This window comes from Arenimonas aestuarii (genome assembly GCF_054781715.1).
This window is the reverse complement of sequence record NZ_BAAGTW010000004.1, coordinates 267,570-293,939: the sequence shown is the minus strand read 5'-3', so window position 1 is coordinate 293,939 and position 26,370 is coordinate 267,570. Positions and strand designations below refer to the sequence as shown.

The window sequence follows — 26,370 nt, the reverse complement described above, 5'->3', positions numbered from 1 at the left end:
CCCAATATCTTTGAATCCGGATGAAAGGATAAACCATGGACCTGGACGCCTGGTCGGCCTGCCTGAAGGTCCTTTCCGACCCTACCCGGGTCCGCCTGCTGGCCCTGCTCGAAGGCGAGGAACTGACGGTGGCCGAACTCGCCGCCATCACGCGCCTGGCCCAGCCGCGCGTGTCCACCCACCTGGCCCGGCTCAAGGAGGCCGACCTGGTGCGCGACCGCCGCGCCGGCGTGTCGGCCTACTACCGCTTCAACGGCGACACCCTCGACCCCGGCGAAGCGCGCCTTTGGGAGGCCCTTCGCGACAGCACCGACGACCCGCTGCTGCGCCAGGACGCCGAGCGCCTGCCCGCGGTCCTGGCGAACCGCGCCGCCGACCAGAACTGGGCCGACTCGGTGGCCGGCGACATGGAGCGCCATTATTCCCCGGGCCGCACCTGGGAAGCCCTGGCCCGCTCCACCCTGCCCCTGCTCGAACCCGGCGACGTGCTCGACGTCGCTTCGGGCGACGGCGTGCTGGGCGAGCTGCTGGCGCCGCACGCGCGCCGCTACGTCTGCGTGGATTCGAGCATCCGCGTCGTCAACGCGGCGCGCGAACGCCTGCGCAAGTACCCGCACGTGGACGTGCTCGAAGGCGACATGCAGGCGCTGGACTTCCCGGCCGCGCAGTTCGACCTGGTGCTGCTGATGCATGCGCTCACCTACGCCGACCGCCCGGCCCAGGCCATCGCCGAAGCCGGCCGGGTCCTGCGCAGGGGCGGCCGCCTGGTCGCGACCTGCCTGGGCAAGCACGAACACCGCGCCGCGGTCACGCCCTACGGCCACGTCAACCTGGGTTTCACCGTGAAGGAACTGCGCCGGCACGCGGAAAAGGCCGGCCTTGAAGTGACCGTCTGCGAGGCGGTCACCCGCGAAAAGCGCCCGCCCCACTTCGAAGTGCTGACCCTGCTGGCCCGCAAGCCATGAGCAGCCTGCCCTGGCACGACCCCAGCCGCACCGGGCAACTGCTGCAGGCACTGGGCGAACGCATCCTGGTGCTCGACGGCGCCATGGGCACGCTGATCCAGCGCCACGAACTGGGCGAAGCCGACTACCGCGGGCAACGGTTCGCGGACTCGCCGCGCGACCTCAAGGGCAACAACGACCTGCTGACGCTGGTTCGCCCGGACATCATCGCCGGCATCCACCAGGCCTACCTGGACGCCGGCGCCGACATCATCGAGACCAATACCTTCAATTCGACGGCGGTGTCGCAGTCGGACTACGGCCTCGAGCCGCTGGTGCCCGAACTCAACCGCGAGGCCGCGCGCCTGGGCCGCGAATGCGCCGCCCGGGCCGAAGCCGCCGACCCCACCCGGCCGCGCTGGGTGGCCGGCGTGCTGGGCCCGACCAGCCGCACCGCATCGATCAGCCCCAAGGTCGAGGACGCCGGTTACCGCAACACCAGCTTCGACGCGCTGGTGGCCGACTACACCGTCGCCGCGCGCGGCCTGGTCGAGGGCGGCGCCGACATCCTGATGGTCGAGACGGTGTTCGACACGCTCAACGCCAAGGCGGCGCTGTATGCGATCGACGTGCTGTTCGAATCCCTGGGCGCCCGCCTGCCGGTGATGGTCTCGGGCACCATCACCGACCGCAGTGGCCGCACGCTGTCGGGACAGACCGCGGAAGCCTTCTGGTATTCGCTGCGCCACGCCCGGCCGCTCTCCGTGGGCCTGAACTGCGCGCTCGGCGCCCGCGACCTGCGCCCGCACGTGGACGTGCTGTCCCAGATTGCCGATACCCACGTCAGCTGCCATCCCAACGCCGGCCTGCCCAATGCCTTCGGCGGCTACGACGAAGGCCCTGAGGAAACCGCCGGAATCCTGCGCGAGTTCGCCGAATCAGGCCTGCTCAACCTGGTCGGCGGCTGCTGCGGCACCACGCCGGAACACATTGCCGCGATTGCCGGCGCGGTGCAGGGACTGCCACCGCGCAAGCTCCCCACCCTGCCCGCATTCACGCGGCTGGCCGGGCTGGAGCCTTTCGTCATCACGCCCGAGACGAACTTCGTCAACGTCGGCGAGCGCACCAACGTCACCGGCTCGATCCAGTTCAAGAAGCTGATCCTGGAAAACCGCTACGACGACGCCCTGGCCGTCGCCCGCCAGCAGGTCGAGAACGGCGCCCAGGTGATCGACGTCAACATGGACGAGGGCATGCTCGACGCCGAGGCGGCGATGACCCGGTTCCTGAACCTGGTCGCCGCCGAACCCGACATCGCCAGGGTGCCGGTGATGATCGACAGCTCCAAGTGGAGCGTGATCGAAGCCGGCCTCAAGTGCGTGCAGGGCAAGGCCATCGTCAACTCGATCTCGATGAAGGAAGGCGAAGCGGCCTTCCTGGCGCAGGCACGCGAGGCCCGACGGCACGGCGCCGCGGTGGTGGTGATGGCCTTCGACGAACAGGGCCAGGCCGATACCTTCGAGCGCAAGGTCGCCATCTGCAGCCGCGCGTTCGCCCTGCTGGTCGGCGAAGCCGGGCTGGCGCCCGAGGACATCATCTTCGACCCCAACATCTTCGCCATCGCCACCGGCATCGAGGAACACGACGACTATGCCGTGGCCTTCATCGAGGCGACGCGGGAGCTGAAGCGGCGCTTCCCGGACAGCCACGTATCGGGCGGCGTCTCGAATGTCTCGTTCTCCTTCCGCGGCAACAACGCCGTGCGCGAGGCGATCCACAGTGTTTTCCTCTACCACGCGATCGGCGCGGGCATGGACATGGGCATCGTCAACGCCGGCGCCCTGGCCCTTTACGACGACCTGGACCCGGCGCTGCGCGAAGCGGTCGAGGACGTGGTGCTCAACCGCCGCAGCGATGGCACCGAACGCCTGCTGACCGAAGCAGAGAAACACAAGTCCAGGAAGGGCGAGGTCCGCACCGAGGACCTGGCCTGGCGGGACTGGCCGGTGGACCGCCGCATCAGCCACGCCCTGGTGCATGGCATCGACCGGTTCATCGAAGAGGATGCCGAGCTGGCCAGGCAACAATCCACGCGCCCGCTGGACGTCATCGAAGGCCCGCTGATGGCGGGCATGAACGTGGTCGGCGACCTGTTCGGCGCCGGCAAGATGTTCCTGCCGCAGGTGGTGAAGTCGGCCCGCGTGATGAAACGCGCCGTCGCCCACCTGATCCCCTACATCGAAGCCGAGAAAGCCCGCAGCGGCGACGCCGGCAAGCCGCGCGGCAAGGTGCTGATGGCCACGGTGAAGGGCGATGTGCACGACATCGGCAAGAATATCGTCGGCGTGGTCCTGGCCTGCAACAACTTCGAGGTCGTGGACCTGGGCGTGATGGTGCCGGCCCAGGTCATCCTGGACCGCGCCCGCGAGGAGAAGGTCGATGCGATCGGCCTGTCGGGCCTGATCACGCCTTCGCTGGAGGAAATGAGCCACGTCGCCCGCGAAATGAAGCGACAGGGGTTCAGCGTGCCGCTGCTGATCGGCGGCGCCACCACGTCGCGCGCGCACACGGCGCTCAAGATCGACCCGCACTACGATTCGCCGGTGGTCTGGGTGAAGGACGCCTCGCGCGCGGTCGGCGTCACCCAGTCCCTGCTCAGCGCCGAACTGCGCGAGCCCTTCGTCGCCGCCAACGCGGCGGACTACGCCGAAGTGCGCAAGCGCCACGCCAACCGCGGCGACGCCAAGCCGCTGGCTTCGCTCACCCGCGCCCGCGCCAACCGTTTCGACGGCGGCTGGGCCGACTACGTTCCGCCGGTGCCGCGCCAGCCCGGGCTGACGGTGTTCGACGACTTCCCGCTCGGGGACCTGCGCGACTTCATCGACTGGACGCCCTTTTTCCAGACCTGGGAATTGTCCGGCCGCTACCCGGCGATCCTGAAGGACCCGGTGGTGGGGGCGCAGGCCACCGAGCTGTTTGCCGACGCCCGGGCCATGCTCGACCGGATCATTGGCGAAAAATGGCTGCGGGCGAAGGCCGTCGCCGGCCTGTGGCCGGCCCGTTCGGTCGGCGACGACATCCAGGTGCTCGACGAAACCGGCCACCTGCGCGCCAGCCTCCACTGCCTGCGCCAGCAGGCGGAGAAGCCCGATGACCGGCCGAACCTCTGCCTGGCCGACTTCGTGGCGCCGCGCGACAGCGGCCGCCAGGACTGGGTGGGCGCCTTCGCCGTCACTGCGGGCCTGGGCATCGAACCGCACCTGGCGCGCTTCGAGGCCCAACACGACGACTACAACGCGATCTTGCTCAAGTCTCTGGCCGATCGCCTGGCGGAGGCCCTGGCCGAGGCCCTGCACCAGCGCGTGCGCACGCAGCTATGGGCTTACGCGCCGGACGAATCACTGGACAACGAGGCCCTGGTGCGCGAGCAGTACCGCGGCATCCGCCCGGCCCCGGGTTACCCGGCCTGCCCGGAACACAGTGAAAAGACCACGATCTTCGCGCTGCTCGAAGCCGAGAAGCACACCGGCATGAGGCTGACCGAAAGTTTCGCGATGACGCCGGCAGCCGCCGTCAGCGGCCTGTATTTCTCGCACCCGGGCAGCCAGTATTTCGTGGTCGGACGGCTTTCGCGCGAACAGGTCGCCGACTACGCACGCCGCAAGGGCGTGTCGCTGCAGCAGGCGGAACGCTGGCTGGCACCCAACCTCGACTACGACCCCGAGTAGGCGCTACCAGACCAGGTCGTCGGGCACCTGGTAACGCGGGTCGGCGTAGGGGTCGTCCGTGGCCGGGGCGTTCGGGTCCACCTTCAGCGCCAGCAGGCTCGGCAGCAGGGCGGCGACCTCGTCGGCCAGCGCGGCGGGCACCAGCTGGTAGCGGCCGTCGAGCTGCACCACGGCGAGCTCGCCGGCGTTGAGCGACTTGAGCTGCTCCGGCGTCACGTAGATGCGCTTGATCTTGCCGCCGTATTCGAAATGGCGCACCAGCTCGGCGTCGGCGACGTTGAGCGCCTTGTCCTTGAGCAGGTCGGCCACCTGCGCCTTGGCGGCGCGGCGACGCGCGGCTTCTTCCTGCTTCAGGCGTTCGGCTTCGATGCGTTCCTGCTTTTCCTTCTGCGCGCGGATCGCATAGGCCTTGGCCAGGTCGATCTCTTCCTGGCTGCGTGGCGGCCGGCCGCCCGCGCGGGCTTTGCCGGGGCGTGCCGCAGGCTTGCCCTCGGACGGACGCCCGCCCATGCCCGGCGCACGATCACCCCGGTTGCCGGGTGCGCGCTCGGCGCGCTTGCCGGGACCTCGCTCACCGCCCTTGCCCGCAGGCTTGCCGCTACGGTCGGGGCGCTCGCGCCGGGGCTCTGGTTCCGGGGCCTTGAAGCCCAGGCCCAGCAGTTTTTCACGCAGGGAATTGCTCATCGGGGGGATTGCTTCAGTAATGCGGCGGCGGGGGTTCGCTGCCGGGGTCGGCGTACAGGAGGGTACGCAGCTGCTTGAGTTCGTCCATGACCCGCACCAGGGTCTGGGCGTTGCGGGCCGACTCCAGGCGGGTTTCCGCCAGGGCGTCGCTGAGCTCGGTAAGTGTGTGTTCCTGGAAAGCCAGCCGCGTTTCGAGTTCGGCCAGGCGCTGCTCGACGTCAGTGGCCATGCCTGCCTCCCGACCCGGCCTGCAGGCTGCGCCCGCGGCCAATGCCGTAATACGCCAGTCCGGCGGCTTCCACCTGCGACGGCTCCCAGACGTTGCGGCCGTCGAACACCACGCGCGCGCGCAAGGTGGCGGCCAGGGCCGGGAAATCCGGGCTCCAGAACGCCTTCCACTCGGTGACCAGCACCAGCGCGTCGGCGCCTTCGAGCGATTCGGCCGGATCCTGGCAGAGCACGAGGTCGTCGCGATCGCCGAAGATGCGCCTGGTTTCGGCCATCGCCTCCGGATCGTAGGCACGCACCCTGGCACCGGCCTGCCAGAGGTCGGCCAGCAGGCTGCGGCTGGCGGCTTCGCGCATGTCGTCGGTGTTGGGCTTGAACGCCAGGCCCCACACCGCGAAGGTCTTGCCGGCGATGTCGCCACCGAAGTGTCGCAGGACCAGCTCCGCAAGCTTGTGCTTCTGCCTGTTGTTCACGGCTTCCACCGCCTGCAGAAGGCCGGCATCGAAGCCGTGCTGGCGCGCGGTGCGCTCCAGCGCCTGCACGTCCTTGGGAAAGCACGAGCCCCCGTAGCCCGCGCCCGGGTAGATGAAGTGGTAGCCGATGCGCGGGTCCGAGCCGATGCCCTGCCGGACCTGTTCGATGTCGGCGCCCACGCGCTCGGCGATGTTCGCCATCTCGTTCATGAAGCTGATCTTGGTCGCGAGCATGGCGTTCGCGGCGTATTTGGTCAGCTCGGCGGAACGTTCGTCCATGACCACGAAACGCTCGTGGCTGCGGGTGAACGGCGCATACAGGCGCTTCATGGTTTCGACCGCGGTGGCGCTGCGCGCGCCCAGCACGATGCGGTCCGGGCGCATGCAGTCGTTGACCGCGGCGCCTTCCTTCAGGAACTCGGGGTTGGACACCACGTCGAAGCGCACGTCAACGCCGCGCGCGGACAGTTCGGCCGCGATCGCGTCACGCACCTTGTCGGCGGTGCCCACCGGCACGGTGGACTTGTTCACCACCACCGCGGGTTCCGCCAGGTTGCGGCCGATGGTGCGGGCCACCGCCAGCACGTACTGCAGGTCGGCGCTGCCGTCCTCGTCCGGGGGCGTGCCGACGGCGATGAAGATCACCTCGGCGGCGTTGATGGCGGCCGCCGCGTCGGTGGTGAAATCCAGCCGGCCGGCGCCGTGGTTGGCCAGCACCATGGGTTCCAGGCCGGGTTCGAAGATCGGCACGACGCCGTTCCGAAGCCCGGCCACCTTGGCCTCGTCCACGTCCACGCAGGTCACCTGGTGGCCGACCTCGGCCAGGCAGGTGCCCGTGACGAGGCCGACGTAACCGGTGCCGAAGACCGTCGCGCGCATCGCTTACTCGACGATTTCGAGCAGTTCGACTTCGAAGGTCAGCATGGTGTGCGGCGGGATCACGCCGCCGCCGCCGGTTTCACCGTAGGCCAGGTCGGACGGGATCCAGAAGGTGTACTTGCTGCCGACCTTCATCAGCTGCACGCCTTCGGACCAGCCCGGGATGACCTGGCCCAGGCCGAACTCGGCCGGCTGGCCGCGATCGTAGGAGCTGTCGAACACGTCGCCGTTGGGCAGCGTGCCCTTGTAGTGCACGCGCACCACATCCTCCACCTTCGGAGTGGCGCCGTTGCCGGCGCGCTCGACGCGGTACTGCAGGCCACTTTCAGTGACCTCGACGCCGGGCTTGTCCTTGTTGGCGGCCAGGAACGCCGCGCCTTCGGCCTTGGCGGCGACGGCAGCGGCCTCCATTTCGGCCTGCTTGCGCGCCTGCAGGCGCACGGTGAAGGCCTCCTGGATTTCCTTCATCTGCTCGTCGGTGATCTTGGGCTCGCGCTCTTCGAACGCGTCCTCCATGGCCTGGCGAACGACTTCCAGATCAAGGTCCTGCTTGACCACCGACATCGAGCGACCGATGTCCAGGCCGATCATGTAGCTCACCTGGGCGCGCTCGGTTTCCAGGCCTTCGATGCCTTCGATGATCGGCGCGCCCGGCTCGGCGGCCGGTTCGGCGGTTGCGGCGGCATCGGCGGAAGCCTCGGCTTCACCGTCGGGGGTTTCGGACTTGCAGGCACCAAGGCTGAGCACCAGGCTGGCAAGCACCAGCGGCGCGGCGAAACGCAGGGCGGGATTCATTGGGACAAAACTCCTGAGGGGGGCGGACCGGAAAGGCACGTCGCCCGCTATTGTCGCGATGCACCGCCGCCACGGCAATCACATCCGTGGCGGCGGTTCAGGCACAGGGCCGGGTCAACCGGCCTTGGCTGCCTTGGCCGCAGGCGCCGGCCGGGCAATCTGCTTCTCGATTTCCGCCACCAGCTTGGGGTCGTCCGGGGTCGTCCGGCTGCCGAAACTGGCCACCACCCGGCCCTCGCGATCAATCAGGTACTTGTGGAAGTTCCAGCCCGGTGCTTCGCCCGTGGCCGCGGCCAGGTCCTGGTAGAGCGGGGTCGCGTCGGCACCGCGCACCTGCACCTTCTCGAACATCGGGAACTTGACGCCATAGGTAAGCGTGCAGAACTCCGCGATATCTTCCTCGCTGCCCGGCTCCTGGCCCATGAAGTCATTTGACGGGAAACCCAGCACCGCGAAACCCTGGTCCTTGTACTTGGCGTACATGGCTTCCAGGCCTTCGTACTGCGGCGTGAAACCACACTTGCTGGCGGTGTTCACCACCAGCAGCACCTGGCCGCCGTAGGCCTGCTCCAGGTTCACCGTCTCCTCGCCGGCCAGTTTCCGGAATTCCCGGTCCAGCAGCTTTTCCCCGGCAAATGCCGGCGCCATGGCCATCACGCCAGCCAGTAAAACAAGCCATTTCCTGCCCATCGTCCGTCCTCCGGCGCGGAACATCCGCGCCTATGCCATCAGTTTGGCCCCCCAAGTGTGCAAAAGGTGTTGACAGCCGGTTTTTGGGTGTTATAGTTCGCTACAACACCTGTCCAATACCTCACCAACGAGGGAGGCCGCACATGACCCCCAAGATCAAGACCAACCTGATGGCCCTGGCCGTTTCGCTCAGCGTCCTGGTTGCCGGCTACGGCCTCGGCGAGCCGCCGAGCCAGCCTGTCTCACTGTCGTCTGCGACGGACTTCGTCGCGGTCGAGACGGAAGAGCAGGACGCCCCGGACGCCGAAGCCCTGATCCGGGCGCACCAGATCAGCCGCGGCGCCCTCAAGCGCCAGATCGCCATGCCCTATGTGTCCATGGCCGCCCTCATGCCCCGCCGGGAGTCCTGAAATGACCATCGCATGGAATGACAGCGCGCCGATCTACCGGCAGCTCAAGGACAAGGTAGTGGCGATGATGCTCGACGGCATCCTCCTGCCCGGCGAGGCCCTGCCCTCGGTCCGGCAGATCGCCGCCGAATACCAGCTCAATCCGATCACCGTCTCCCGCGCCTACCAGGAGCTGGCGGACGAAGGACTTGTGGAAAAACGAAGGGGACTTGGCATGTACGTGACTGAAGGGGCCCGCGAAAACCTGCTGGCATCCGAGCGGGACCGCTTCCTGAAGGAAGAATGGCCGCTGGTGGTCGAGCGCATCCAGCGCCTCGGCCTGGACATCGGGAAACTCATGGCCCAGGCGAAGGAGACCAACTGATGAGCGCCGTTATTTCCGCCCGCAATCTCTCCAAGAGCTACGGCAAGGGCGTGCGCGCCGTTGATTCGATCAGCTTCGACATCCCTGCCGGCCGCATCGTCGGTCTGATCGGCCCCAACGGGTCGGGCAAGACCACCACCCTCAAGGCCGCCCTGGGCCTGGTGCCCTTCGAGGGCGAACTCAAGGTGCTGGGCAAGAACCCGCGTACCCAGCGCGACGACGTCATGCAGGACGTGTGCTTCATCGCCGACGTGGCCGTGCTGCCGCGCTGGCTCAAGGTGAAGGACGCCGTGGACTTCGTGGCCGGCGTGCACCCGCGCTTCGACCGCAAGAAGGCCGAGGCCTACCTGGCGCACACCAAGCTGCACCCGGACATGAAGGTCAAGCAGATGTCCAAGGGCATGATCGTTCAGTTGCACCTCGCGATCGTGATGGCCATCGACGCCAAACTCCTGGTGCTCGACGAGCCGACGCTCGGCCTGGACATCCTCTACCGCAAGCAGTTCTACCAGAACCTGCTCGAGGACTACTTCGACGAGAACAAGACCATCGTGGTCACCACCCACCAGGTCGAGGAGATCGAACACATCCTCACCGACCTGATGTTCATCCGCGAGGGCAAGATCGTGCTCTCGGCGACGATGGACGAAGTGGGCGAACGTTTCACCGAGGTGATGGTGCCCGCCGACAAGGCCGAGGCCGCCCGCGCCCTCAAGCCCATCGATGAACGCACCGTTTTCGGCAAGTCCGTGATGCTGTTCGACGGCGTACCCCGGTCTCAGGTCGCCACCCTTGGCGAGGTCCGCAACCCCGGCATCGCCGACCTGTTCGTCGCCACCATGAAAGGAACCTACGCATGAACACCTTCAAATGGCTTCTCAAGCGCGAATACTGGGAACACCGTGGCGGGTTCCTGTGGGCGCCGCTGATCGCCGGCGGCGTGTTCCTGGTGATCAGTGCCCTGGCCGTGATCGCCGGCGAGAGCATGCGCCGCAGCGCCGAGCAGGGCGAGCTGGAAATGAACGGCGTCGAGCTGCGCCGGCTCACCGAAACCCTTAGCCCCAAGGAGATGGCGGAACTGGGCGGCGGCCTCGACCTGGGCACGCTGATGGCCGGCTCCTGGCCCCTGGTCGTGCTCGCCTTCGTGGTGTTCTTCTACTGCCTGAGCGCGCTGTACGACGAGCGCAAGGACCGCAGCATCCTGTTCTGGAAGTCGCTGCCGCTGTCCGATGGCCAGACCGTGCTTTCGAAGGTCACCAGTGCACTGGTCGTGGCCCCGCTGTTCGCGATGGTCGCGGCGATCATCACGTCGATCGGATTCCTCGTGCTGCTCAGTGCCTACGTGCTGCTGCATGGCGGCAACCCCGTCTCGCTGATCTGGGGTCCGGCCAGCCCGCTCACGATTTCCTTCCACATGCTGGCCTCCCTGCCCGTCTACGCGGCCTGGGCCCTGCCGACCGTCGGCTGGCTGATGCTGGTCTCGGCCTGGGCGCGCACCAAGCCCTTCCTCTGGGCGCTGCTGGTACCTGTGTTCTCCGGCATCCTGGTGACCTGGTTCGACGTGATGGAAATGTTCGGCTCCAGCGCCGCCTGGTTCTGGCAGCACGTGGTCGGGCGCCTGCTGCTGGGCACCGTCCCGGGCATGGACATGGTCTACCGCGGCGCGAGTGACCCGCAGCTGGTCAACTTCAACCCGGACGGCCCGCAGGACATCGTCGCCCTGTTCTCGGCCCAGAACGCCTGGGGTGCCTTTGCCACCCTCGACCTCTGGATCGGCGTGGCCGTCGGCGCCGCCCTGATCTTCGGTGCCATGCACTACCGCCGCAGCCGCGACGAAGGCTGAATCCCCCGGCGGGGCGGGCCTGGATGGCCGCCCCGCTGTTTTTTTTCGCACCCCATCCAAACGATCGAGGTTTCCCATGTCCCGACTTCCCCTGCTCCTGTTCGTCCCGGTACTGGCCCTGGCGGGCTGCGGCGGCAACGACGACGGCAGCGATCTTTCGCTGGCGGAAACGGTGGCCCGGGAAGTGCGCGAGGAAATGGCCCGGGAAAACCTGGACCTGGGCCGCAGCGACGGCCTGCCCCGCGCCGAGCTGACCCCGGAAGGCGAGATGCTGATCGACGGCAAGCCCGTGGGCCTGGACCCGGCCCAGCGTGAACTGGCCCTGGCATACCGCGGCAACGTCGCCGCCATCGCCGAAGCCGGCGCCGGCATCGGCATGCAGAGCGCCGAGCTGGCCAAGGAAAGCATCGGCATCGCCATCAACGGCCTGCTCAGCGGAGAGGGAACCGCCGCCGTCGAGGAAAACGCCAAGAAAAAGGCCAAGGAGATCGAAACGGTCGCCATGGCCCTCTGCGATCGCCTGCCGGCACTCTACGAGAGCCAGCAGGCCCTGGCCGAGGCCGTGCCCGAATTCGAACCCTATGCCGACATGGATCCGTCCGACATCGACGACTGCCAGGTCAACGTCAACTGAGCCCGGAGAACCGACGCATGAAATCCCCTGCCCTAGCGCTGCCCCTGCTCCTGTTGCCCGGCCTTGCCGCGGCCGGCGACTGCAAGCACGAAGAAAGCCGCCAGCTGGCGCTCGACCTGGACGGCATCAGCCAGGTGCGTTTCGAAGTCCACGCGCACGACCTGCGCGTGGAAGGCGTCGCAGCCGACGCCGTCGTCCCGCTGCGCATCCGCGCCTGCGCTTCCGATCCGGACTACCTGCCGCAGCTGGTGGTCGAGTCCAGCCGCAGCGGTGACACCCTGGTGGTCCGCATCGAGCGCAAGGGCCGCAGTTCCGGCATCTTCTTCAGCGCCACCTACGCCTATCTCGACGTCGAGGCACGCTTGCCGGCGGGCCTGGCGTACGAGATTGACCTCGGTTCGGGCGATGCCGAAGTAAATAACGTCGCCAGCCTTTCCGCCGACGTCGGCTCCGGCGACCTGGATGCCCGCGCCATCGCCGGCGCGGTTACCGCCAAGGTCGGGTCGGGCGACATCGAGCTCGACGACATCGGCAGCCTCGACCTGCGCTCGGTCGGCTCCGGCGACCTCGACGCCAGCCGCATCCGCGGCGACGTGGAAGTCGGCTCCCTGGGCTCGGGCGACATCACGCTCGACGGCGTCGCGGGCAGCGTGCGCGTCGGCCGCATCGGCTCGGGCGACCTCGACGTCGACGACGTCGCCGGCGACCTGGTGGTCGACCAGTTGGGCAGCGGCGACGTTGACCACGGCCGCGTCCGCGGCAAGATCAGCGTCCCGAAGGACTGAACCCGCGCGGGGCGGTCAGCCGCCGCCCCCGCCCGGCGCTCCGTGGATGCCACCTTCGGCCAGCGCGGCCGGGTCGAGCAGCTTGCGCAGCACCTTTTCCTCCAGCCCGGTGCGTTCCATCGCCACCGCCAGGACCGGCCTGCCCTCGCGGTAGGCCTGTTTGGCAATGGCGGCGGCGTTTTCATAGCCGATCACCGGGTTGAGCGCCGTCACCAGGATCGGGTTGCGCGCCAGCGCCTGCTCCAGGCGATCGTGGCGCACGCTGAAGCCGGCGATGGCGCCGTCGGCCAGCACCCGCATCGCGTTCGCAAGCAGGTCGACCGACTGCAGCAGGTTATGCGCGATGACCGGAAGCATCACGTTCAGCTGGAAGTTGCCGCTGGCGCCGGCCACGGTGACGGTGACGTGGTTGCCCATGACCTGGGCGCAGACCATGCACAGCGCCTCGGGCAGCACCGGGTTGACCTTGCCCGGCATGATCGAACTGCCTGGCTGCAGCGCCGGCAGCTCGATTTCACCCAGGCCGGCCAGGGGACCGGAGTTCATCCAGCGCAGGTCGTTGCCGATCTTCATCAGCGCCGTCGCCAGGGTATTGAGCTGGCCGGACAGCTCGACCGCACCGTCCTGGGCGGCGATGCCTTCGAACAGGTTGTCGGCCTGGGCAAAACGCTGGCCGGAGAGTTTGGCCAGATCCTTGGCCACCCTTCGGCCAAAGCGCGGGTCGGCGTTGATGCCGGTACCCACTGCGGTGCCCCCGATGGGCAGGCGGACCAGGCGGCCCAGGCTGTCGTCGATCCTCGCCGCTGCCGAGGCCAACTGCGCCGACCAGGCGCCCATTTCCTGGCCCAGGGTCAGCGGCATCGCGTCCATCAGGTGGGTGCGGCCGGTCTTGACGGCCTTGCCGACCCGGCGTGCCTTGCGGTCGATGGCCAGGCGCAGGTACTTGGTGGCCGGCAGCAGGCGCTCCCGGCAGGCCAGCACCGCGGCGACCTGGATGGCCGTGGGCACGACGTCGTTCGAACTCTGGCCCATGTTGACGTGGTCGTTGGCATGCACCGGCGCCTTGCGGCCCTTGGACGCCAGCCGGGCAATCACCTCGTTGGCGTTCATGTTGCTCGACGTGCCCGAGCCGGTCTGGAACACGTCCACCGGGAACTGGCCGTCCAGGTCGCCCGCGGCCACCTGCAGGGCGGCATCGCGAATGCTTTCGGCCACGTCCTCGGGCAGGTGGCCCAGCGAGGCATTGGCCCCGGCCGCCGCGGCCTTGACCAGGCCCAGGGCCCGGATGAAGTCACGCGGCATGCGCAGGCCGGAAATCGGGAAGTTCTGCACGGCGCGCTGGGTCTGGGCGCCATAAAGCGCCTCGGCGGGGACCTGCAGCTCGCCCAGGCTGTCTGATTCGGTGCGGGTCTTGCTGGCCATGGTCGGACTCCGGTGGGGCGTGCGATCAGCATAACGCCCCGCGCCGGCGCACCTTGGGGCGTGAATCCCTCGCCTTTGGCCCTGGCGGGAAGGCGATTCGGGCTTCATGGGGGCTCCCACGGGGATGGGGCCCGGCGGCGAATGGGTAGAATATGGCCCTTCCCCGCCTTTCCCGAGCCCGACCGATGTCCGACGCCGCCCTCACCGCCCTGTCCCCCATCGACGGCCGCTATGCCGGCAAGGCCGAGGCGCTGAGGCCGATCTTTTCCGAGTACGGGCTGGTCCGGGCCCGCGTGCGGGTAGAGGTGGAGTGGCTGCTGGCCCTGGCCGCCGAACCCGGCATCGTCGAGCTGGCGCCGTTCACCGACGCCGGCGCATCGCGCCTGCGCGCCCTGGCCGACGGCTTCAGCGTCGCCGACGCGGCCCGGGTGAAGGAGATCGAGCGCACTACCAACCACGACGTCAAGGCCGTCGAATATTTCATCAAGGAACGCCTCAAGGACGACGCCGAACTCGGCCCGGCCCTGGAGTTCGTGCATTTCGCCTGCACCAGCGAGGACATCAACAACCTCAGCTACGCCCTGATGCTGCAGGAGGCCTACACCCGGGTCATCGCTCCCAGGACCGCCGAGGTGATGGACACGCTGCGTTCGATGGCGCACGAGCACGCGGCCCTGCCGATGCTCTCGCGCACCCACGGCCAGACGGCCTCGCCCACCACCGTCGGCAAGGAAATCGCCAACGTCGTCGCGCGCCTGCAGCGCCAGGTCGCGGTGATGCACGGCGTCGAGTTCCCCGGCAAGATCAACGGTGCCGTCGGCAACTACAACGCCCACGTCATCGCCTACCCGGACGTCGACTGGCCGGCGCTGGCCCAGCGTTTCGTCGAATCACTGGGCCTGGACTTCAATCCCTACACCACCCAGATCGAACCGCACGACGGCATCGCCGAACTCTGCGATGCCCAGCGCCGCATCAACACCGTGCTGGTGGACCTGTGCCGCGACGTCTGGGGCTACATCTCGCTGGGTTATTTCAAGCAGGCCGTGAAGGCCGGCGAAGTCGGCAGTTCGACCATGCCGCACAAGGTCAACCCGATCGATTTCGAGAACGCCGAGGGCAATTTCGGCGTCGCCAACGCCCTGCTGGGCCATTTCTCCGAAAAGTTGCCGATCAGCCGCTGGCAGCGCGACCTCACCGACTCCACCGTACTTCGCGCGCTGGGCACGGCCTTCGGCCACTCGCTGGTCGCGCTCGATGCGTTGCAGCGTGGCCTGGGCAAGCTGAGCGTCAACCCCGAACGACTGGCCGCCGACCTCGACGCCGCCTGGGAAGTGTTGGCCGAGCCCGTGCAGACGGTGATGCGCCGCCACGGCCTGGCCAACCCCTACGAACAGCTCAAGGCCCTGACCCGCGGCCAGGGCATCACCGAAGCCTCGATGCGCGACTTCATCAACGGCCTCGACCTGCCCGCCGACGCCAAGGCCCGCCTGCTCGCCCTCAGCCCCGCCACCTACGTCGGCCACGCCGCCGCCCTGGCGCGCTCGGTCTGAGCCCGCCCCGCATGAAGAGGCCGCCCATCGAGGTCACCGGTTCGCACAGGCAGCCGCTGGGCATGCCGGCGGCGGCCTTCCTGCGGGACTACTGGCAGAAGCGGCCGCTGCTCATACGACAGGCGTTTCCGGGCTTCGAGTCGCCGATTTCACCCGAGGACCTCGCCGGCCTGGCCTGCGAAGAAGCGGCGCTGTCGCGCATCGTGCTGCACGATCGTGGGCGCGACCGCTGGGAACTGCGTACCGGCCCCTTCGACGAAGCCATGTTCCCGGACATGCCCCGCCGGGACTGGACCCTGCTGGTGCAGGACGTGGACAAGTGGGACATGGACATCCGTGCCCTGCTCGACGCGTTCCGTTTCCTGCCGGCCTGGCGACTCGACGACATCATGGTCAGCTTCGCCGCGCCCGGGGGCTCGGTGGGCGCGCACGTGGACCAGTACGACGTTTTCCTGCTGCAGGCGCAGGGTCATCGCCGCTGGCAGGTCGACAGCCGCCCCGGTGCCCCGCAGGACTTCCGCGACGACGTCGAACTGAAACTGCTCGCGCGTTTTGATCCCGACCATGACTGGGTGCTGGCGCCCGGCGACATGCTGTACCTGCCGCCCGGCGTGCCGCACCACGGTGTCGCCGAGGACGCCTGCCTGACCTTTTCGGTGGGGATGCGTGCACCGTCGCAGGCCGAACTGATGGTGGACCTGGCCGAGGAACTGGCCGCGGCGCTGCCCGACGAGGCCCGCTATGCCGACCCCGACCTGACGCCGCCGCGCGACGCCTGGGAAATCGACGGCGCTGCCTTCGGACGCCTGCGGGAGGCGTTGGCCGACCTGCAGTCGCTGGACGAAGACCGCCTGCGCGCCTGGTTCGGCCGCTTCATCACCCAATACCGCGCCGGCGGTGAAATCGAGGCGCCGGCCCGCGCACCGGATGCCAACGCCGTGGCCAGGGCCCTGGACCAGGGCGGTATCCTGTTGAGGCACCCGCATTCCCGGGTCGCCTGGGCGCGGCATGGCCGCGGCGCCAGGCTGTTCGCCAACGGCCTGGGCCTGTCACTGGGCATCGCCGACGCGCGCCGCCTCGCCGCCGCCGAACGCGTGGATGCCGCCGGACTGGCCGCGCTCGGCGCCGGGGGCCGTGAAATACTGCAAACCCTGGTGGCCGCCGGCCACTACCAGCTGGTCAAGCCAAGACGCCGACGGTGACGCCATGATCCCGACTGATTTCCGCATCGAACCCGCCGACTACGCCACCGACCTGGCCGACCTGCGCAAGGTCCGGGAAACGGTGTTCATCCTCGAACAGAAGGTTCCCGAGGAAGAAGAATGGGACGACCTGGACCCGCGCAGCCAGCACGTGCTGGCCCGCGACGCCGGGGGCCAGCCGATCGGCACCGGGCGGCTGACGCCCGAGCACAAGATCGGCCGCATGGCCGTGCTGCGCGAATGGCGTGGCCGAGGCGTCGGCGACGGCCTGCTGGTGGCGCTGATGGACCGCGCCCGGACCCTGGGCTGGACCGAAGTCAAGCTCAATGCCCAGGTGTCGGCGCTGGCGTTCTACGCGCGCCACGGGTTCGAGCCCTATGGCGAGCGTTTCATGGAGGCCGGCATCGAACACCAGGCCATGCGCCGCGCGATCGAGCCCCTCGCCGGCCCCGAACGTCCGCCTGCGCAGCCCCGCGGCCCCTCGGAGGCGGCCAGGGAATTCGACAGCCTGTCCGCCGCCACCGAGGCGAGCATCCGCCTGGTGGACGACGCGCGGCGCGAACTGTTCGTCTTCAGCCGCGACCTTGATCCGGTGATGTATTCACAGCCGGCCGTCATGGACGCCTTCCGGCGCTTCGCGACCGCCGGCCGCGGCGGCGTGGTGCAACTGATCGTGCTCGACCCGGCCGCCGTGCAGGGCCAGGGTCATCCGCTGCTGGGGCTGGCCCAGCGGCTGACGTCGGTCTTCCAGTTCCGCACGCCGATCGAGGACGTGGACCTGCAATACCCTTCGGCCTTCCTGGCCAACGACCGCGACGGCTACCTGTTCCGGCAGCTGGGAAGCCGCTGGGACGGCGACTGGAGCCCGGCCCACCCGGCGCGCACCCGCCAGCTGGTGGAACACTTCGGCCGGGTCTGGGAGCGTTCACGCGCCTGCACCGAATTCCGGGCCCTGGGCATTTGAGCATCCCGGCCCCGGGCCGCCGGCCGGCGGCCTGCAAGCGCTTTCCGGGACCCGCTTCGGGTTCTAAAGCCTGGCCGTGCGGGCTATAATCCCGGGCCTTGTCGTCGCCATCGCGCGATGCCCCGACATCCCATTCCATCAATCACTTACCCGTCGTCGAGACGGGCCAGGCCAGGGTCGTGGACAGTCTGATCAAGAAGTTTAAACAGACCTCTCAGCTCGCCGGCGGCAATGCCGCCTATATCGAAGACCTGTACGAACAGTACCTGGTCGATCCCGATGCGGTCCCCGCCGCCTGGAAAACCTACTTCGATGGTTTCAAGGGCCGCGAGGCGGGCGACGTGCCCCACTCCGTGGTCATGGCCCAGGTGCAGGCCGCCGCGCGCGCCCCGCGTTCGGGTGGCGTCGACGACGAGACCGCCCGCAAGCAGGCCGCCGTCGGCAAGCTGGTCACCGCCTACCGCTCGCGTGGCCACCTGGGCGCCCAGCTCGACCCGCTGGGCATGATGGCGCGCCCCGAGGCCCCGGACCTGGGCCTGGCCCACCACGGCCTGGCCGAGTCCGACCTCGACCGCGAATTCACCGTCGATACCTGGTTTGGTGCCCCCAAGTACAAGCTGCGCGACCTGCTGGCCAAGCTGCGTGCGTCCTACTCGGGCAGCATCGGCGCCGAATTCATGCACATCTCCGACGTGCAGCAGCGCCGCTGGATGCAGCAGCGCCTGGAAGGCGCCACCGCCGGCTACGGCCTGGACAAGGACGGCCGCCTGCGCCTGCTCGAACGCCTGACCGCGGCCGAAGGCCTGGAGCGCTACCTGCACACCGCCTTCGTGGGTCAGAAGCGTTTTTCGCTCGAGGGCGGCGATTCGCTGATCCCGCTGATGGACACGCTGGTCCGCCACGGCGGCAGCGCCGGCATCAAGGACGTGGTCATCGGCATGGCCCATCGCGGCCGCCTGAACACGCTCATCAATACGATGGGCAAGCCGCCGCACAAGCTCTTCGACGAGTTCCGCGGCCAGTTCGAGCACAACGACGACCCGGCCTATTCGGGCGACGTGAAGTACCACATGGGTTATTCCTCCGACGTCGCCACCCCCGGCGGCCCGGTGCACCTGGCCCTGGCCTTCAACCCCTCGCATCTTGAAATCGTCGATCCGGTCGTCGCCGGCTCGGTGCGTGCGCGCCAGATGCGCCGCGGCGACAGCGAGCGCGAACAGGTGCTGCCGATCCTGATCCACGGCGACGCCGCCTTCGCCGGCCAGGGCGTGGTGATGGAGCTGTTCCAGATGTCGCAGGCCCGCGGTTTCGCGGTCGGCGGCACCATCCACGTGGTCATCAACAACCAGGTCGGCTTCACCATCAGCCGCCCGGACGACTCGCGATCCACGCTCTACAGCACCGACCCGGCCAAGATCATCGGCGCGCCCGTGCTGCACGTGAACGGCGACGACCCGGAGGCCGTGGCCTTCTGCGCCCGCATGGCCTTCGACTTCCGCCGCGAATTCGGCCGCGACGTCGTCATCGACCTGGTCTGCTACCGCAAGCACGGCCACAACGAGGCCGACGAGCCGGCGGCCACGCAGCCGCTGATGTACAAGAACATCCGCGCCCGCAAGTCCACCCGCGAGCTCTACGCCGACAAGCTGGCCGCCGAGGGCGTCATCGACGCCGACGGCGCCAAGGCCCTGGTCGACGGCTACCGCGAAAAGCTCGACAAGGGCGAGGTCACCACCGAACTGGTCAAGGTCGAGGCCGATCCGTTCGCGGTGGACTGGTCGCCCTGGCTGGACGGCACCCTGGCCGACGAGGTCAAGACCGCGGTCAAGCGCTCCGACCTCGACAAGCTGGCCACGCAGATCAACGCCCCACGCGAAGGCCTGAAGCTGCACGCCCGCGTTGCCAAGATCTACGACGACCGCCGGAAGATGGCTGCCGGCGAGCTGCCCATGGACTGGGGTTTCGCCGAAAACCTGGCCTACGCGACCCTGCTGTCGGAAGGTTACAAGCTGCGCATCGTTGGCCAGGATTCCGGCCGCGGCACCTTCTTCCACCGCCACGCCGTGCTGCACGACCAGGCCACGGGCGAAGCGGTGATGCCGCTGCGCGAGCTGGTGGACAACCCCGAACACGCCATGATCATCGACTCGCTGCTCAGCGAAGAAGCGGTGATGGCCTTCGAGTACGGCTATTCCACCGCCGAGCCGAGCACGCTCAACATCTGGGAAGGCCAGTTCGGCGATTTCGCCAACGGCGCCCAGGTGGTGATCGACCAGTTCATCACCTCGGGTGAGTCCAAGTGGGACCGCCTGTGCGGCCTGGTGCTGTTCCTGCCGCACGGTTACGAAGGCCAGGGCCCCGAGCACAGCTCGGCCCGCCTGGAGCGTTTCCTGCAGCTGTGCGCCCTGGACAACATCCAGGTCTGCACGCCGACCACGCCCGCGCAGATGTTCCACATGCTGCGCCGGCAAATGCTGCGCGCCACCCGCAAGCCGCTGGTGGTGATGACCCCGAAGTCCATGCTGCGCCACAAGCTGTCGGTGTCGGGCCTGGACGATCTGGCCAAGGGCGGGTTCCAGAACCTCATTCCCGACAGCACCTGCAAGGACCCGAAGAAGGCGCGCCGGGTCGTGGTCTGCGGCGGCAAGGTCTATTACGACCTGGTCGAAGCCGCGGCCGCGAAGAAGGTCAAGGACGTCGCCATCGTGCGCGTCGAGCAGCTGTATCCGTTCCCGCGGGCGCTGCTTGCCGCCGAGCTCAAGCGCTTCGGTGCCGCCAAGGAAGTGGTGTGGTGCCAGGAAGAGCCCCTCAACCAGGGCGCCTGGTACCAGATCCGCCACCACCTGGATTTCTGCCTCGCCAAGGGCCAGTCGCTGAGCTACGCCGGGCGTTCGCGCTCGGCCTCGCCGGCCGCCGGCCACCTGAACACGCACAACGCCGAACAGGCGCAGCTGATCGAAGACGCCCTGGTCAGCGCGCCCAACACCCATACCGCCGAATAAGCCCCCACTCCACGCCAGCAGGACCTTGTCCATGAGCATCGAAGTCAAAGTCCCGGTCCTTCCGGAATCCGTGTCCGACGCCACCATCGCCACCTGGCACAAGAAGGCCGGTGATTCCGTCCGTCGCGACGAGAACCTGCTCGACCTCGAGACCGACAAGGTCGTGCTCGAAGTGCCCTCGCCGGTCGACGGCGTGCTCAAGGAGCTCAAGTTCAAGGAAGGCGACACGGTGAACAGCCAGCAGGTCGTGGCGATCATCGAGGAAGGCGCCGTTGCCGACGCGCCCAAGGAAGAAAAGAAAGCCGACGCGCCCAAGTCCGACGGCAAGCCGGCTGCGAAGGCCGAGGCCGCCAAGGCACCCGCCAGGTCTTCCGGCGGCGCCGAGCTGCCCCCGGGTGCCGCGGCCCACGCCGCCCGCAACGACGTCAACCCGGCCGATGTCGCCGGCACCGGCCGCGGCGGTCGCGTGACCAAGGAAGACGTGGTCAACCACATCAAGGTCGGCGGCGGCGCCCGCCCCGAGCAGCGCGTGCCGATGACCCGCATCCGCCAGCGCATCGCCGAGCGCATGATGGAGTCCAAGAACTCCATCGCCATGCTCACCTCCTTCAACGAGGTGAACCTGGGCAAGGTGATGGCCATGCGCAAGGAGCTGGGCGAAGGCTTCGAGAAGACCCACGGCATCAAGCTGGGCTTCATGGGCTTCTTCGCCAAGGCCGCGGCCAACGCGCTGCAGAAGTTCCCGGCGGTCAACGCGTCCGTGGACGGCACCGAGATCATCTACCACGGCTACGCCGACATCTCGATCGCGGTGGCCACCGAAAAGGGCCTGGTCACGCCGGTGCTGCGCAACGTCGAGAACATGAGCTTCGCCGACGTCGAATCCTCGATCGCCGGTTACGCCAAGGCGGCCCGCGAGGGTGGCCTGAAGCTCGAGGACCTGCAGGGCGGCACTTTCACCATCACCAACGGCGGCACCTTCGGTTCGCTGATGTCCACGCCGATCGTCAACCCGCCGCAGTCGGCGATCCTGGGCATGCATGCCATCAAGGAGCGCCCGATCGCCGAGAACGGCCAGGTCGTGGTGGCGCCGATGATGTACATCGCACTCAGCTACGACCACCGCATCATCGACGGCAAGGACGCGGTGCTGTTCCTGGTGGATATCAAGAACCAGCTCGAGAATCCCCACCGGATGCTGCTGGGTCTGTAATTTGAGAGGGCGCTGCCCCTACCTTGCCCTCCCCCGCGCTGCGCGGGAGGGAAAATCGAAGAGGTTTATCCATGTCTGAGCAATACGACGTCGTCGTCATCGGTGCCGGCCCCGCCGGTTACCACGCCGCCATCCGCGCGGCCCAGCTAGGCCTGAAGACCGCCTGCATCGACGCGGCCCTGGGCAAGGACGGCAAGCCGGCGCTGGGGGGCACCTGCCTGCGCGTGGGCTGCATCCCGTCGAAGGCGCTGCTCGACAGCTCGCGGCAGTTCCACAACCTGCAGCACCTGTTCGGCGAGCACGGCATCAGCGCCAAGGACCCGAAGATCGACGTCAAGACGATGGTTGGCCGCAAGGACAAGATCGTCAAGCAGTTCACCGGCGGCATCGCCCAGTTGTTCAAGGCCAACAAGATCACCACCTACTACGGCTTCGGCACCCTGCACGCCGGCAAGAAGGTCGTGGTGAAGCAGCACGACGGCAAGGACGTCGAGCTGGTCGGCAAGCATGTCGTCATCGCCGCGGGCTCGGATTCGATCGAACTGCCCTTCGCGAAGTTCGACGGCAAGCACATCGTCGACAACGTCGGCGCGCTCGACTTCGAAACCGTGCCCAAGCGGCTCGGCGTCATCGGCGCCGGCGTCATCGGCCTGGAGCTGGGCAGCGTCTGGAAGCGCCTGGGCGCCGAGGTCACCGTGCTCGAGGCCCTGCCCGACTTCCTCGCCGCGGCCGACGCCGAGGCCGCCCGGGTCGCGCTCAAGGAGTTCAAGAAGCAGGGCCTGGACATCAAGCTCGGCGCCAAGGTCAGCAAGGCGGAAATCAAGAAGAACGAAGTCCACCTGACCTACAACGACGGCAAGGCCGACCACGCCCTGGTCGTGGACAAGCTGCTGGTCGCCGTGGGCCGCAAGGCCGCCACCAAGGGCCTGCTGGCCGACGACAGCGGCGTGAAGCTCAACGAGCGCGGCCAGGTCGAGGTCGACGAACACTGCAAGACCAGCGTCGACGGCGTCTGGGCCGTGGGCGACTGCGTGCGCGGCCCGATGCTGGCGCACAAGGGCTTCGAGGAAGGCATCGCGGTGGCCGAACTCATTGCCGGCCTGCCCGGCCACGTCAACCTCGACACCATTCCCTGGGTCATCTACACCGAGCCGGAAATCGCCTGGGTCGGCAAGACCGAAAAGCAGCTCAAGGACGAGGGCATCCCGTTCAAGACCGGCAGCTTCCCGTTCGCGGCCGTCGGCCGCGCGGTGGCCATGGGCGAACCGGCTGGTTTCGTGAAGGTGATCGCGCACGAGGAAACCGACCGCATCCTGGGCATGCACCTGGTCGGCGTGAACGTTTCCGAGCTGGTGCATGAAGGCGTGCTGGCCATGGAGTTCCACGGCTCGGCCGAGGACCTGGCGCGCATCTGCCACGCCCACCCGACGCTGTCGGAAGCCATCCACGACGCCGCCATGGCGGTCGACAAGCGCGCCATCCACAAGGCCAACTGAGCCATGGCCGTGCCCGCCAGCTTCCGCGCCTTCCGAATCCACGGCGACGGCGGCCATCGTGCCGGCATCGAGCAGATCGGGCTCGACGACCTGTCGCCGGGCGAGGTGGTGGTGCGGGCCGAGTGGTCCAGCGTCAACTACAAGGACGCCCTGGCCGGCACCGGCGAGGGCAAGATCCTGCGGCGGTTCCCGCTGGTCGGCGGCATCGATGTCGCCGGCCACGTGGTGGCTTCCAGCGACCCGCGTTTCCGCGAGGGCGATCCGGTGCTGTGCACGGGCTCGGGCCTGTCCGAGACCCGCGACGGTGGATATTCCGAATACGTGCGGCTGCCGGCGGAGTGGACGATCCCGCTGCCGGCGGGCCTGGGCCTGCGCGAGGCGATGGTCCTGGGCACGGCGGGTTTCACCGCCGGCCTGTCGCTGCTCCGCATGGAGGCCAACGGCCAGACCCCGGCCATGGGCCCGGTGGTGGTCACCGGCGCCACCGGCGGCGTCAGCATGCTGGCCATCGACATCCTCACCCGCGCCGGCTACGAAGCACACGCGATCACCGGCAAGTTCGACCAGCTCGACTTCCTCACCCGCCTCGGCGCCAGGCAGGTCATTGACCGCAAGGACATGCACTGGGGCCAGCGGCCGATGGAAACCGCGATCTGGGCCGGCGCCATCGACAGCGTCGGTGGCGACACCCTGGCGGGCCTGAGCCGCGTCATCCACCCCTACGGAAACATCGCCGCCTGCGGCCTGGCCGGTGGCCATACGCTCAATACGACGGTGATGCCCTTCATCATCCGGGGCGTCTCGATCCTCGGTATCGCCTCGGCCGGCACGCCCCGGCCACAGCGCGAGCAGGTCTGGGAACGGCTGGCCGGCGCCTGGAAACCCGCGCATCTGGATGCGATCTGCACGCGGGAAGCCACGCTGGACACGCTTTCCGACGTTTTCCCGACCATGCTGGCCGGTGGCTCCTTCGGACGAACGGTCGTCCGGATCTGACCCGGGTTGCACCCTGACCGCCGCCCCGGCATACAATCCCCCTACTTGTTGGAGGCCCATTCATGGCACGCATCCTGATCGTCGATGATTCCCCGTCCCAGCTGATGGGCATGAAGCGCATTGTTGAAAAGCTGGGCCACGAAGCCCTCACCGCCGAGGACGGCGCGGCTGGCGTCGAAGCCGCCAAGGCCAACGTCCCCGACCTGATCCTGATGGACGTGGTCATGCCGAACCTCAACGGTTTCCAGGCGACCCGCGCGATTTCCAAGGAATCGAGCACCGCGCACATCCCGATCGTGCTGGTCACCACCAAGGACCAGGAGACCGACAAGGTCTGGGGCATGCGCCAGGGCGCGAAGGCTTACATCACCAAGCCCTTCAACGAAGCCCAGCTGATCGAAGTCATCAACAGCCTGCTCGCGGGCGGCTGATCCCGCCACGCGGGAACGAAAAAGGGCCCCAGCGGGGCCCTTTTTTTTCAGGCTCGCCGCGGGTCGAAGTCGAAGGCTTCGGCCATTTTTTCGTACAGGGCCTTCTGCGCGTCGGTGGTGGCCCTGGGCGCGCGCACCTCGATTTCGACGATCTGGTCGCCGGCCGCCGGCTTGCCCGGCAGGCCGCGGCCACGCAGGCGCAGCTTGCGGCCGGTGTCGGAGTCGGCGGGCACGCGCAGTTCGACCGTTCCACCCAGGGTAGGCACGCTCACCATCGTGCCCAGGGCCGCCTGCCAGGGCGCCAGCGCCAGGGTGTAGAGCACGTTGCGGCCGTCCACCTCGAATTCGGCGTGCGGGCGGTAATCCACCTCGAGCTTGAGGTCGGCGCCATGGCGGCCCTGCCCGGCCAGCCGAATCACCTGGCCGGGCCTGATGCCGGCCGGAATGCCGACCTCGAGCTTGCGCCCATCCACTTCGATGCGCTGCTTGCCCCCGGTATAGGCCAGCTCCAGCGGGATCGCCAGCTTGGCCCGGGTATCGCCCGGCGGCTCGGGCCGGCCGCGCGGACGCGCACCGCCCCCGAACAGGGACTCGAAGAAATCGCTGAAACCGCCGCTGCCGAAGTCCTGCTCGAAGCGGAAGCCCTGGCCGCCAAACCCGCCCGCGCCAAAGTCCGGCGGCGGCCGGAACTCCTCGCCCGGGCGATAACCCTGCGACTTGAGCTGGTCGTAGGCCGCGCGCTTTTCCTTGTCGCGCAGCACTTCATAGGCCTCGTTGATGGCCTTGAAACGCTCCTCGGCACCGGCTTCCTTGCTGACATCCGGGTGGTACTTGCGCGCCAGCCGGCGGTAGGCGGTCTTGATCTCCGCCTCGCCCGCCGTCGACTCGACGCCGAGGGTGTCGTAGTAGTCCTTGAACTGCATGCTCTGGCCTTGGAAAAGAAGGGACCCGCGGGGGCCGCGGGTCCAGTTTACTCAGGCTGGGGCGCCGGAACCCACGCCCTTCGACGGGCGCGGCGATCAGGACACCTGGATGCGCCGCGGGGTGGTCTCGGGACGCTTGGGAATCGCGATCTCGAGCACGCCGTGTTTGCCCGTGGCGGTGACACCCTCGGGGTTGGCGCTGTCGGGCAGCGCGAAACGCCGGTAGAACACGCCGTGGGCGCGCTCGACGCGCGAATAACGCTCGGATTCGGCAACCGCCTCGGTCTTGCGCTCGCCCTTGATCGACAGGATGCCCTTGTCCATCTGCACCTCGATCTCACCCGGGTCCACGCCCGGCAGGTCGGCCAGAATCACGAAGCGGTCGGATTCTTCCTTGATGTCCACGCGTGGCATCCACTGGCTGGTCACAACGCTCGAGGCATCATCGGCCTCGCCGTTGAAGAACTTGTCGAACACCTGCTTGATCTCGTCCTGCAGGGCCCGCGGCTGGTTGGCGGAATAGCGGATCAGGCTCATGGTTTGTCTCCGTGTTGGCAGCGGCACGGGGCCGCCATGCCCCCGAAATAGGGCCGGCCAAGCCGGCTTCAAGTCCCCCTTGCACCCGGGGGTTAACCACCCATTTGCTTTCAGCCGCCCATCCGATATAACCGAACGTTGAGCGACTTTCCGCCCCACCCCACTCCGGAGCCC

General features: G+C 68.1%; 23 protein-coding genes and 1 pseudogene. 16 read left to right on the top strand and 8 right to left on the bottom strand.

Annotation, left to right across the window (positions count from 1 at the left end; translation table 11 throughout):
* Window positions 1-35: 35 nt before the first annotated feature.
* Window positions 36-962, top strand: a pseudogene (locus tag ACYVJH_RS02190) (ArsR/SmtB family transcription factor); the annotation flags it as partial.
* Complete coding sequence (gene metH / locus ACYVJH_RS02185; protein WP_460453020.1) at window positions 962-4,672, top strand: methionine synthase; 3,711 nt, start codon at window positions 962-964, stop codon at window positions 4,670-4,672. The pseudogene ACYVJH_RS02190 and the gene metH, both read left to right, overlap by 1 nt.
* A 3-nt stretch (window positions 4,673-4,675) precedes the next feature.
* Here the strand turns inward: metH and ACYVJH_RS02180 are convergent, their stop codons facing one another.
* From ACYVJH_RS02180 to ACYVJH_RS02160, 5 genes are all read right to left on the bottom strand, one after another.
* Window positions 4,676-5,356 (bottom strand): DUF2058 domain-containing protein, encoded by a 681-nt coding sequence (locus ACYVJH_RS02180; RefSeq protein WP_460453019.1) that lies wholly within the window; start codon window positions 5,354-5,356, stop codon window positions 4,676-4,678.
* Window positions 5,357-5,369: 13 nt separating this feature from the next.
* A complete protein-coding gene (locus ACYVJH_RS02175; protein WP_460453018.1) occupies window positions 5,370-5,585 on the bottom strand; it encodes a SlyX family protein in 216 nt (71 codons plus the stop codon).
* The gene (locus ACYVJH_RS02170) at window positions 5,575-6,936 is read right to left on the bottom strand and encodes a UDP-glucose dehydrogenase family protein (RefSeq protein ID WP_460453017.1); all 1,362 of its coding nucleotides are present in this window, start codon (window positions 6,934-6,936) and stop codon (window positions 5,575-5,577) included. The genes ACYVJH_RS02175 and ACYVJH_RS02170 overlap by 11 nt, the downstream gene beginning before the upstream one ends.
* A gap of 3 nt (window positions 6,937-6,939) precedes the next feature.
* Entirely contained in the window at window positions 6,940-7,731 is a 792-nt protein-coding gene (locus tag ACYVJH_RS02165) for an FKBP-type peptidyl-prolyl cis-trans isomerase (RefSeq protein ID WP_460453016.1), read from the bottom strand.
* Between the two features lie 114 nt (window positions 7,732-7,845).
* Window positions 7,846-8,421: a glutathione peroxidase gene (locus ACYVJH_RS02160; RefSeq protein ID WP_460453015.1), complete on the bottom strand. Its 576-nt coding sequence runs from the start codon at window positions 8,419-8,421 to the stop codon at window positions 7,846-7,848.
* A 143-nt stretch (window positions 8,422-8,564) separates the two neighbouring features.
* Here ACYVJH_RS02160 and ACYVJH_RS02155 point away from each other — a divergent pair, with 143 nt between their 5' ends.
* From ACYVJH_RS02155 to ACYVJH_RS02130, 6 genes are all read left to right on the top strand, one after another.
* Complete coding sequence (locus tag ACYVJH_RS02155) at window positions 8,565-8,831, top strand: hypothetical protein (RefSeq protein ID WP_460453014.1); 267 nt, start codon at window positions 8,565-8,567, stop codon at window positions 8,829-8,831.
* 1 nt (window position 8,832) lies between these two features.
* Window positions 8,833-9,195 (top strand): GntR family transcriptional regulator, encoded by a 363-nt coding sequence (locus ACYVJH_RS02150; RefSeq protein ID WP_460453013.1) that lies wholly within the window; start codon window positions 8,833-8,835, stop codon window positions 9,193-9,195.
* The gene (locus tag ACYVJH_RS02145) at window positions 9,195-10,055 is read left to right on the top strand and encodes an ABC transporter ATP-binding protein (RefSeq protein ID WP_460453012.1); all 861 of its coding nucleotides are present in this window, start codon (window positions 9,195-9,197) and stop codon (window positions 10,053-10,055) included. The genes ACYVJH_RS02150 and ACYVJH_RS02145 overlap by 1 nt, the downstream gene beginning before the upstream one ends.
* The gene (locus tag ACYVJH_RS02140) at window positions 10,052-11,038 is read left to right on the top strand and encodes a hypothetical protein (protein ID WP_460453011.1); all 987 of its coding nucleotides are present in this window, start codon (window positions 10,052-10,054) and stop codon (window positions 11,036-11,038) included. Before ACYVJH_RS02145 ends, ACYVJH_RS02140 begins: the two co-directional genes overlap by 4 nt.
* Before the next feature lie 76 nt (window positions 11,039-11,114).
* Window positions 11,115-11,672, top strand: coding sequence for a hypothetical protein (locus ACYVJH_RS02135; protein WP_460453010.1), 558 nt, complete (start codon window positions 11,115-11,117; stop codon window positions 11,670-11,672).
* A gap of 17 nt (window positions 11,673-11,689) precedes the next feature.
* Window positions 11,690-12,457: a GIN domain-containing protein gene (locus ACYVJH_RS02130; RefSeq protein ID WP_460453009.1), complete on the top strand. Its 768-nt coding sequence runs from the start codon at window positions 11,690-11,692 to the stop codon at window positions 12,455-12,457.
* Between the two features lie 15 nt (window positions 12,458-12,472).
* Here the strand turns inward: ACYVJH_RS02130 and ACYVJH_RS02125 are convergent, their stop codons facing one another.
* The gene (locus ACYVJH_RS02125) at window positions 12,473-13,879 is read right to left on the bottom strand and encodes a class II fumarate hydratase (RefSeq protein WP_460453008.1); all 1,407 of its coding nucleotides are present in this window, start codon (window positions 13,877-13,879) and stop codon (window positions 12,473-12,475) included.
* 185 nt (window positions 13,880-14,064) lie between these two features.
* Here ACYVJH_RS02125 and purB point away from each other — a divergent pair, with 185 nt between their 5' ends.
* The 8 genes from purB (at window position 14,065) to ACYVJH_RS02085 (ending at window position 24,736) form a co-directional block, all read left to right on the top strand.
* Window positions 14,065-15,432, top strand: a complete 1,368-nt coding sequence (purB, locus tag ACYVJH_RS02120) for an adenylosuccinate lyase (RefSeq protein WP_460453007.1) — start codon at window positions 14,065-14,067, stop codon at window positions 15,430-15,432.
* An 11-nt stretch (window positions 15,433-15,443) separates the two neighbouring features.
* On the top strand, window positions 15,444-16,634 hold the full coding sequence (locus ACYVJH_RS02115; RefSeq protein ID WP_460453006.1) for a ribosomal protein uL16 3-hydroxylase: 1,191 nt from the start codon (window positions 15,444-15,446) through the stop codon (window positions 16,632-16,634).
* Between the two features lie 4 nt (window positions 16,635-16,638).
* Window positions 16,639-17,598 carry a GNAT family N-acetyltransferase gene (locus tag ACYVJH_RS02110; RefSeq protein WP_460453005.1) on the top strand — a complete coding sequence of 320 codons (960 nt, stop codon included), beginning with the start codon at window positions 16,639-16,641 and terminating at the stop codon, window positions 17,596-17,598.
* Between the two features lie 179 nt (window positions 17,599-17,777).
* On the top strand, window positions 17,778-20,600 hold the full coding sequence (locus ACYVJH_RS02105) for a 2-oxoglutarate dehydrogenase E1 component (protein ID WP_460453004.1): 2,823 nt from the start codon (window positions 17,778-17,780) through the stop codon (window positions 20,598-20,600).
* Window positions 20,601-20,631: 31 nt separating this feature from the next.
* Window positions 20,632-21,813 carry a 2-oxoglutarate dehydrogenase complex dihydrolipoyllysine-residue succinyltransferase gene (gene odhB, locus ACYVJH_RS02100; RefSeq protein WP_460453003.1) on the top strand — a complete coding sequence of 394 codons (1,182 nt, stop codon included), beginning with the start codon at window positions 20,632-20,634 and terminating at the stop codon, window positions 21,811-21,813.
* Window positions 21,814-21,884: 71 nt separating this feature from the next.
* Window positions 21,885-23,309: a dihydrolipoyl dehydrogenase gene (lpdA, locus tag ACYVJH_RS02095; RefSeq protein WP_460453002.1), complete on the top strand. Its 1,425-nt coding sequence runs from the start codon at window positions 21,885-21,887 to the stop codon at window positions 23,307-23,309.
* A gap of 3 nt (window positions 23,310-23,312) precedes the next feature.
* On the top strand, window positions 23,313-24,305 hold the full coding sequence (locus ACYVJH_RS02090) for an oxidoreductase (RefSeq protein ID WP_460453001.1): 993 nt from the start codon (window positions 23,313-23,315) through the stop codon (window positions 24,303-24,305).
* Window positions 24,306-24,367: 62 nt separating this feature from the next.
* Window positions 24,368-24,736, top strand: a complete 369-nt coding sequence (locus tag ACYVJH_RS02085; RefSeq protein ID WP_460453000.1) for a response regulator — start codon at window positions 24,368-24,370, stop codon at window positions 24,734-24,736.
* A 47-nt stretch (window positions 24,737-24,783) separates the two neighbouring features.
* Here ACYVJH_RS02085 and ACYVJH_RS02080 read toward each other — a convergent pair whose 3' ends face one another.
* On the bottom strand, window positions 24,784-25,659 hold the full coding sequence (locus tag ACYVJH_RS02080) for a DnaJ C-terminal domain-containing protein (RefSeq protein WP_460452999.1): 876 nt from the start codon (window positions 25,657-25,659) through the stop codon (window positions 24,784-24,786).
* Window positions 25,660-25,755: 96 nt separating this feature from the next.
* Window positions 25,756-26,196, bottom strand: a complete 441-nt coding sequence (locus ACYVJH_RS02075) for an Hsp20/alpha crystallin family protein (protein WP_460452998.1) — start codon at window positions 26,194-26,196, stop codon at window positions 25,756-25,758.
* Window positions 26,197-26,370 lie beyond the last annotated feature (174 nt).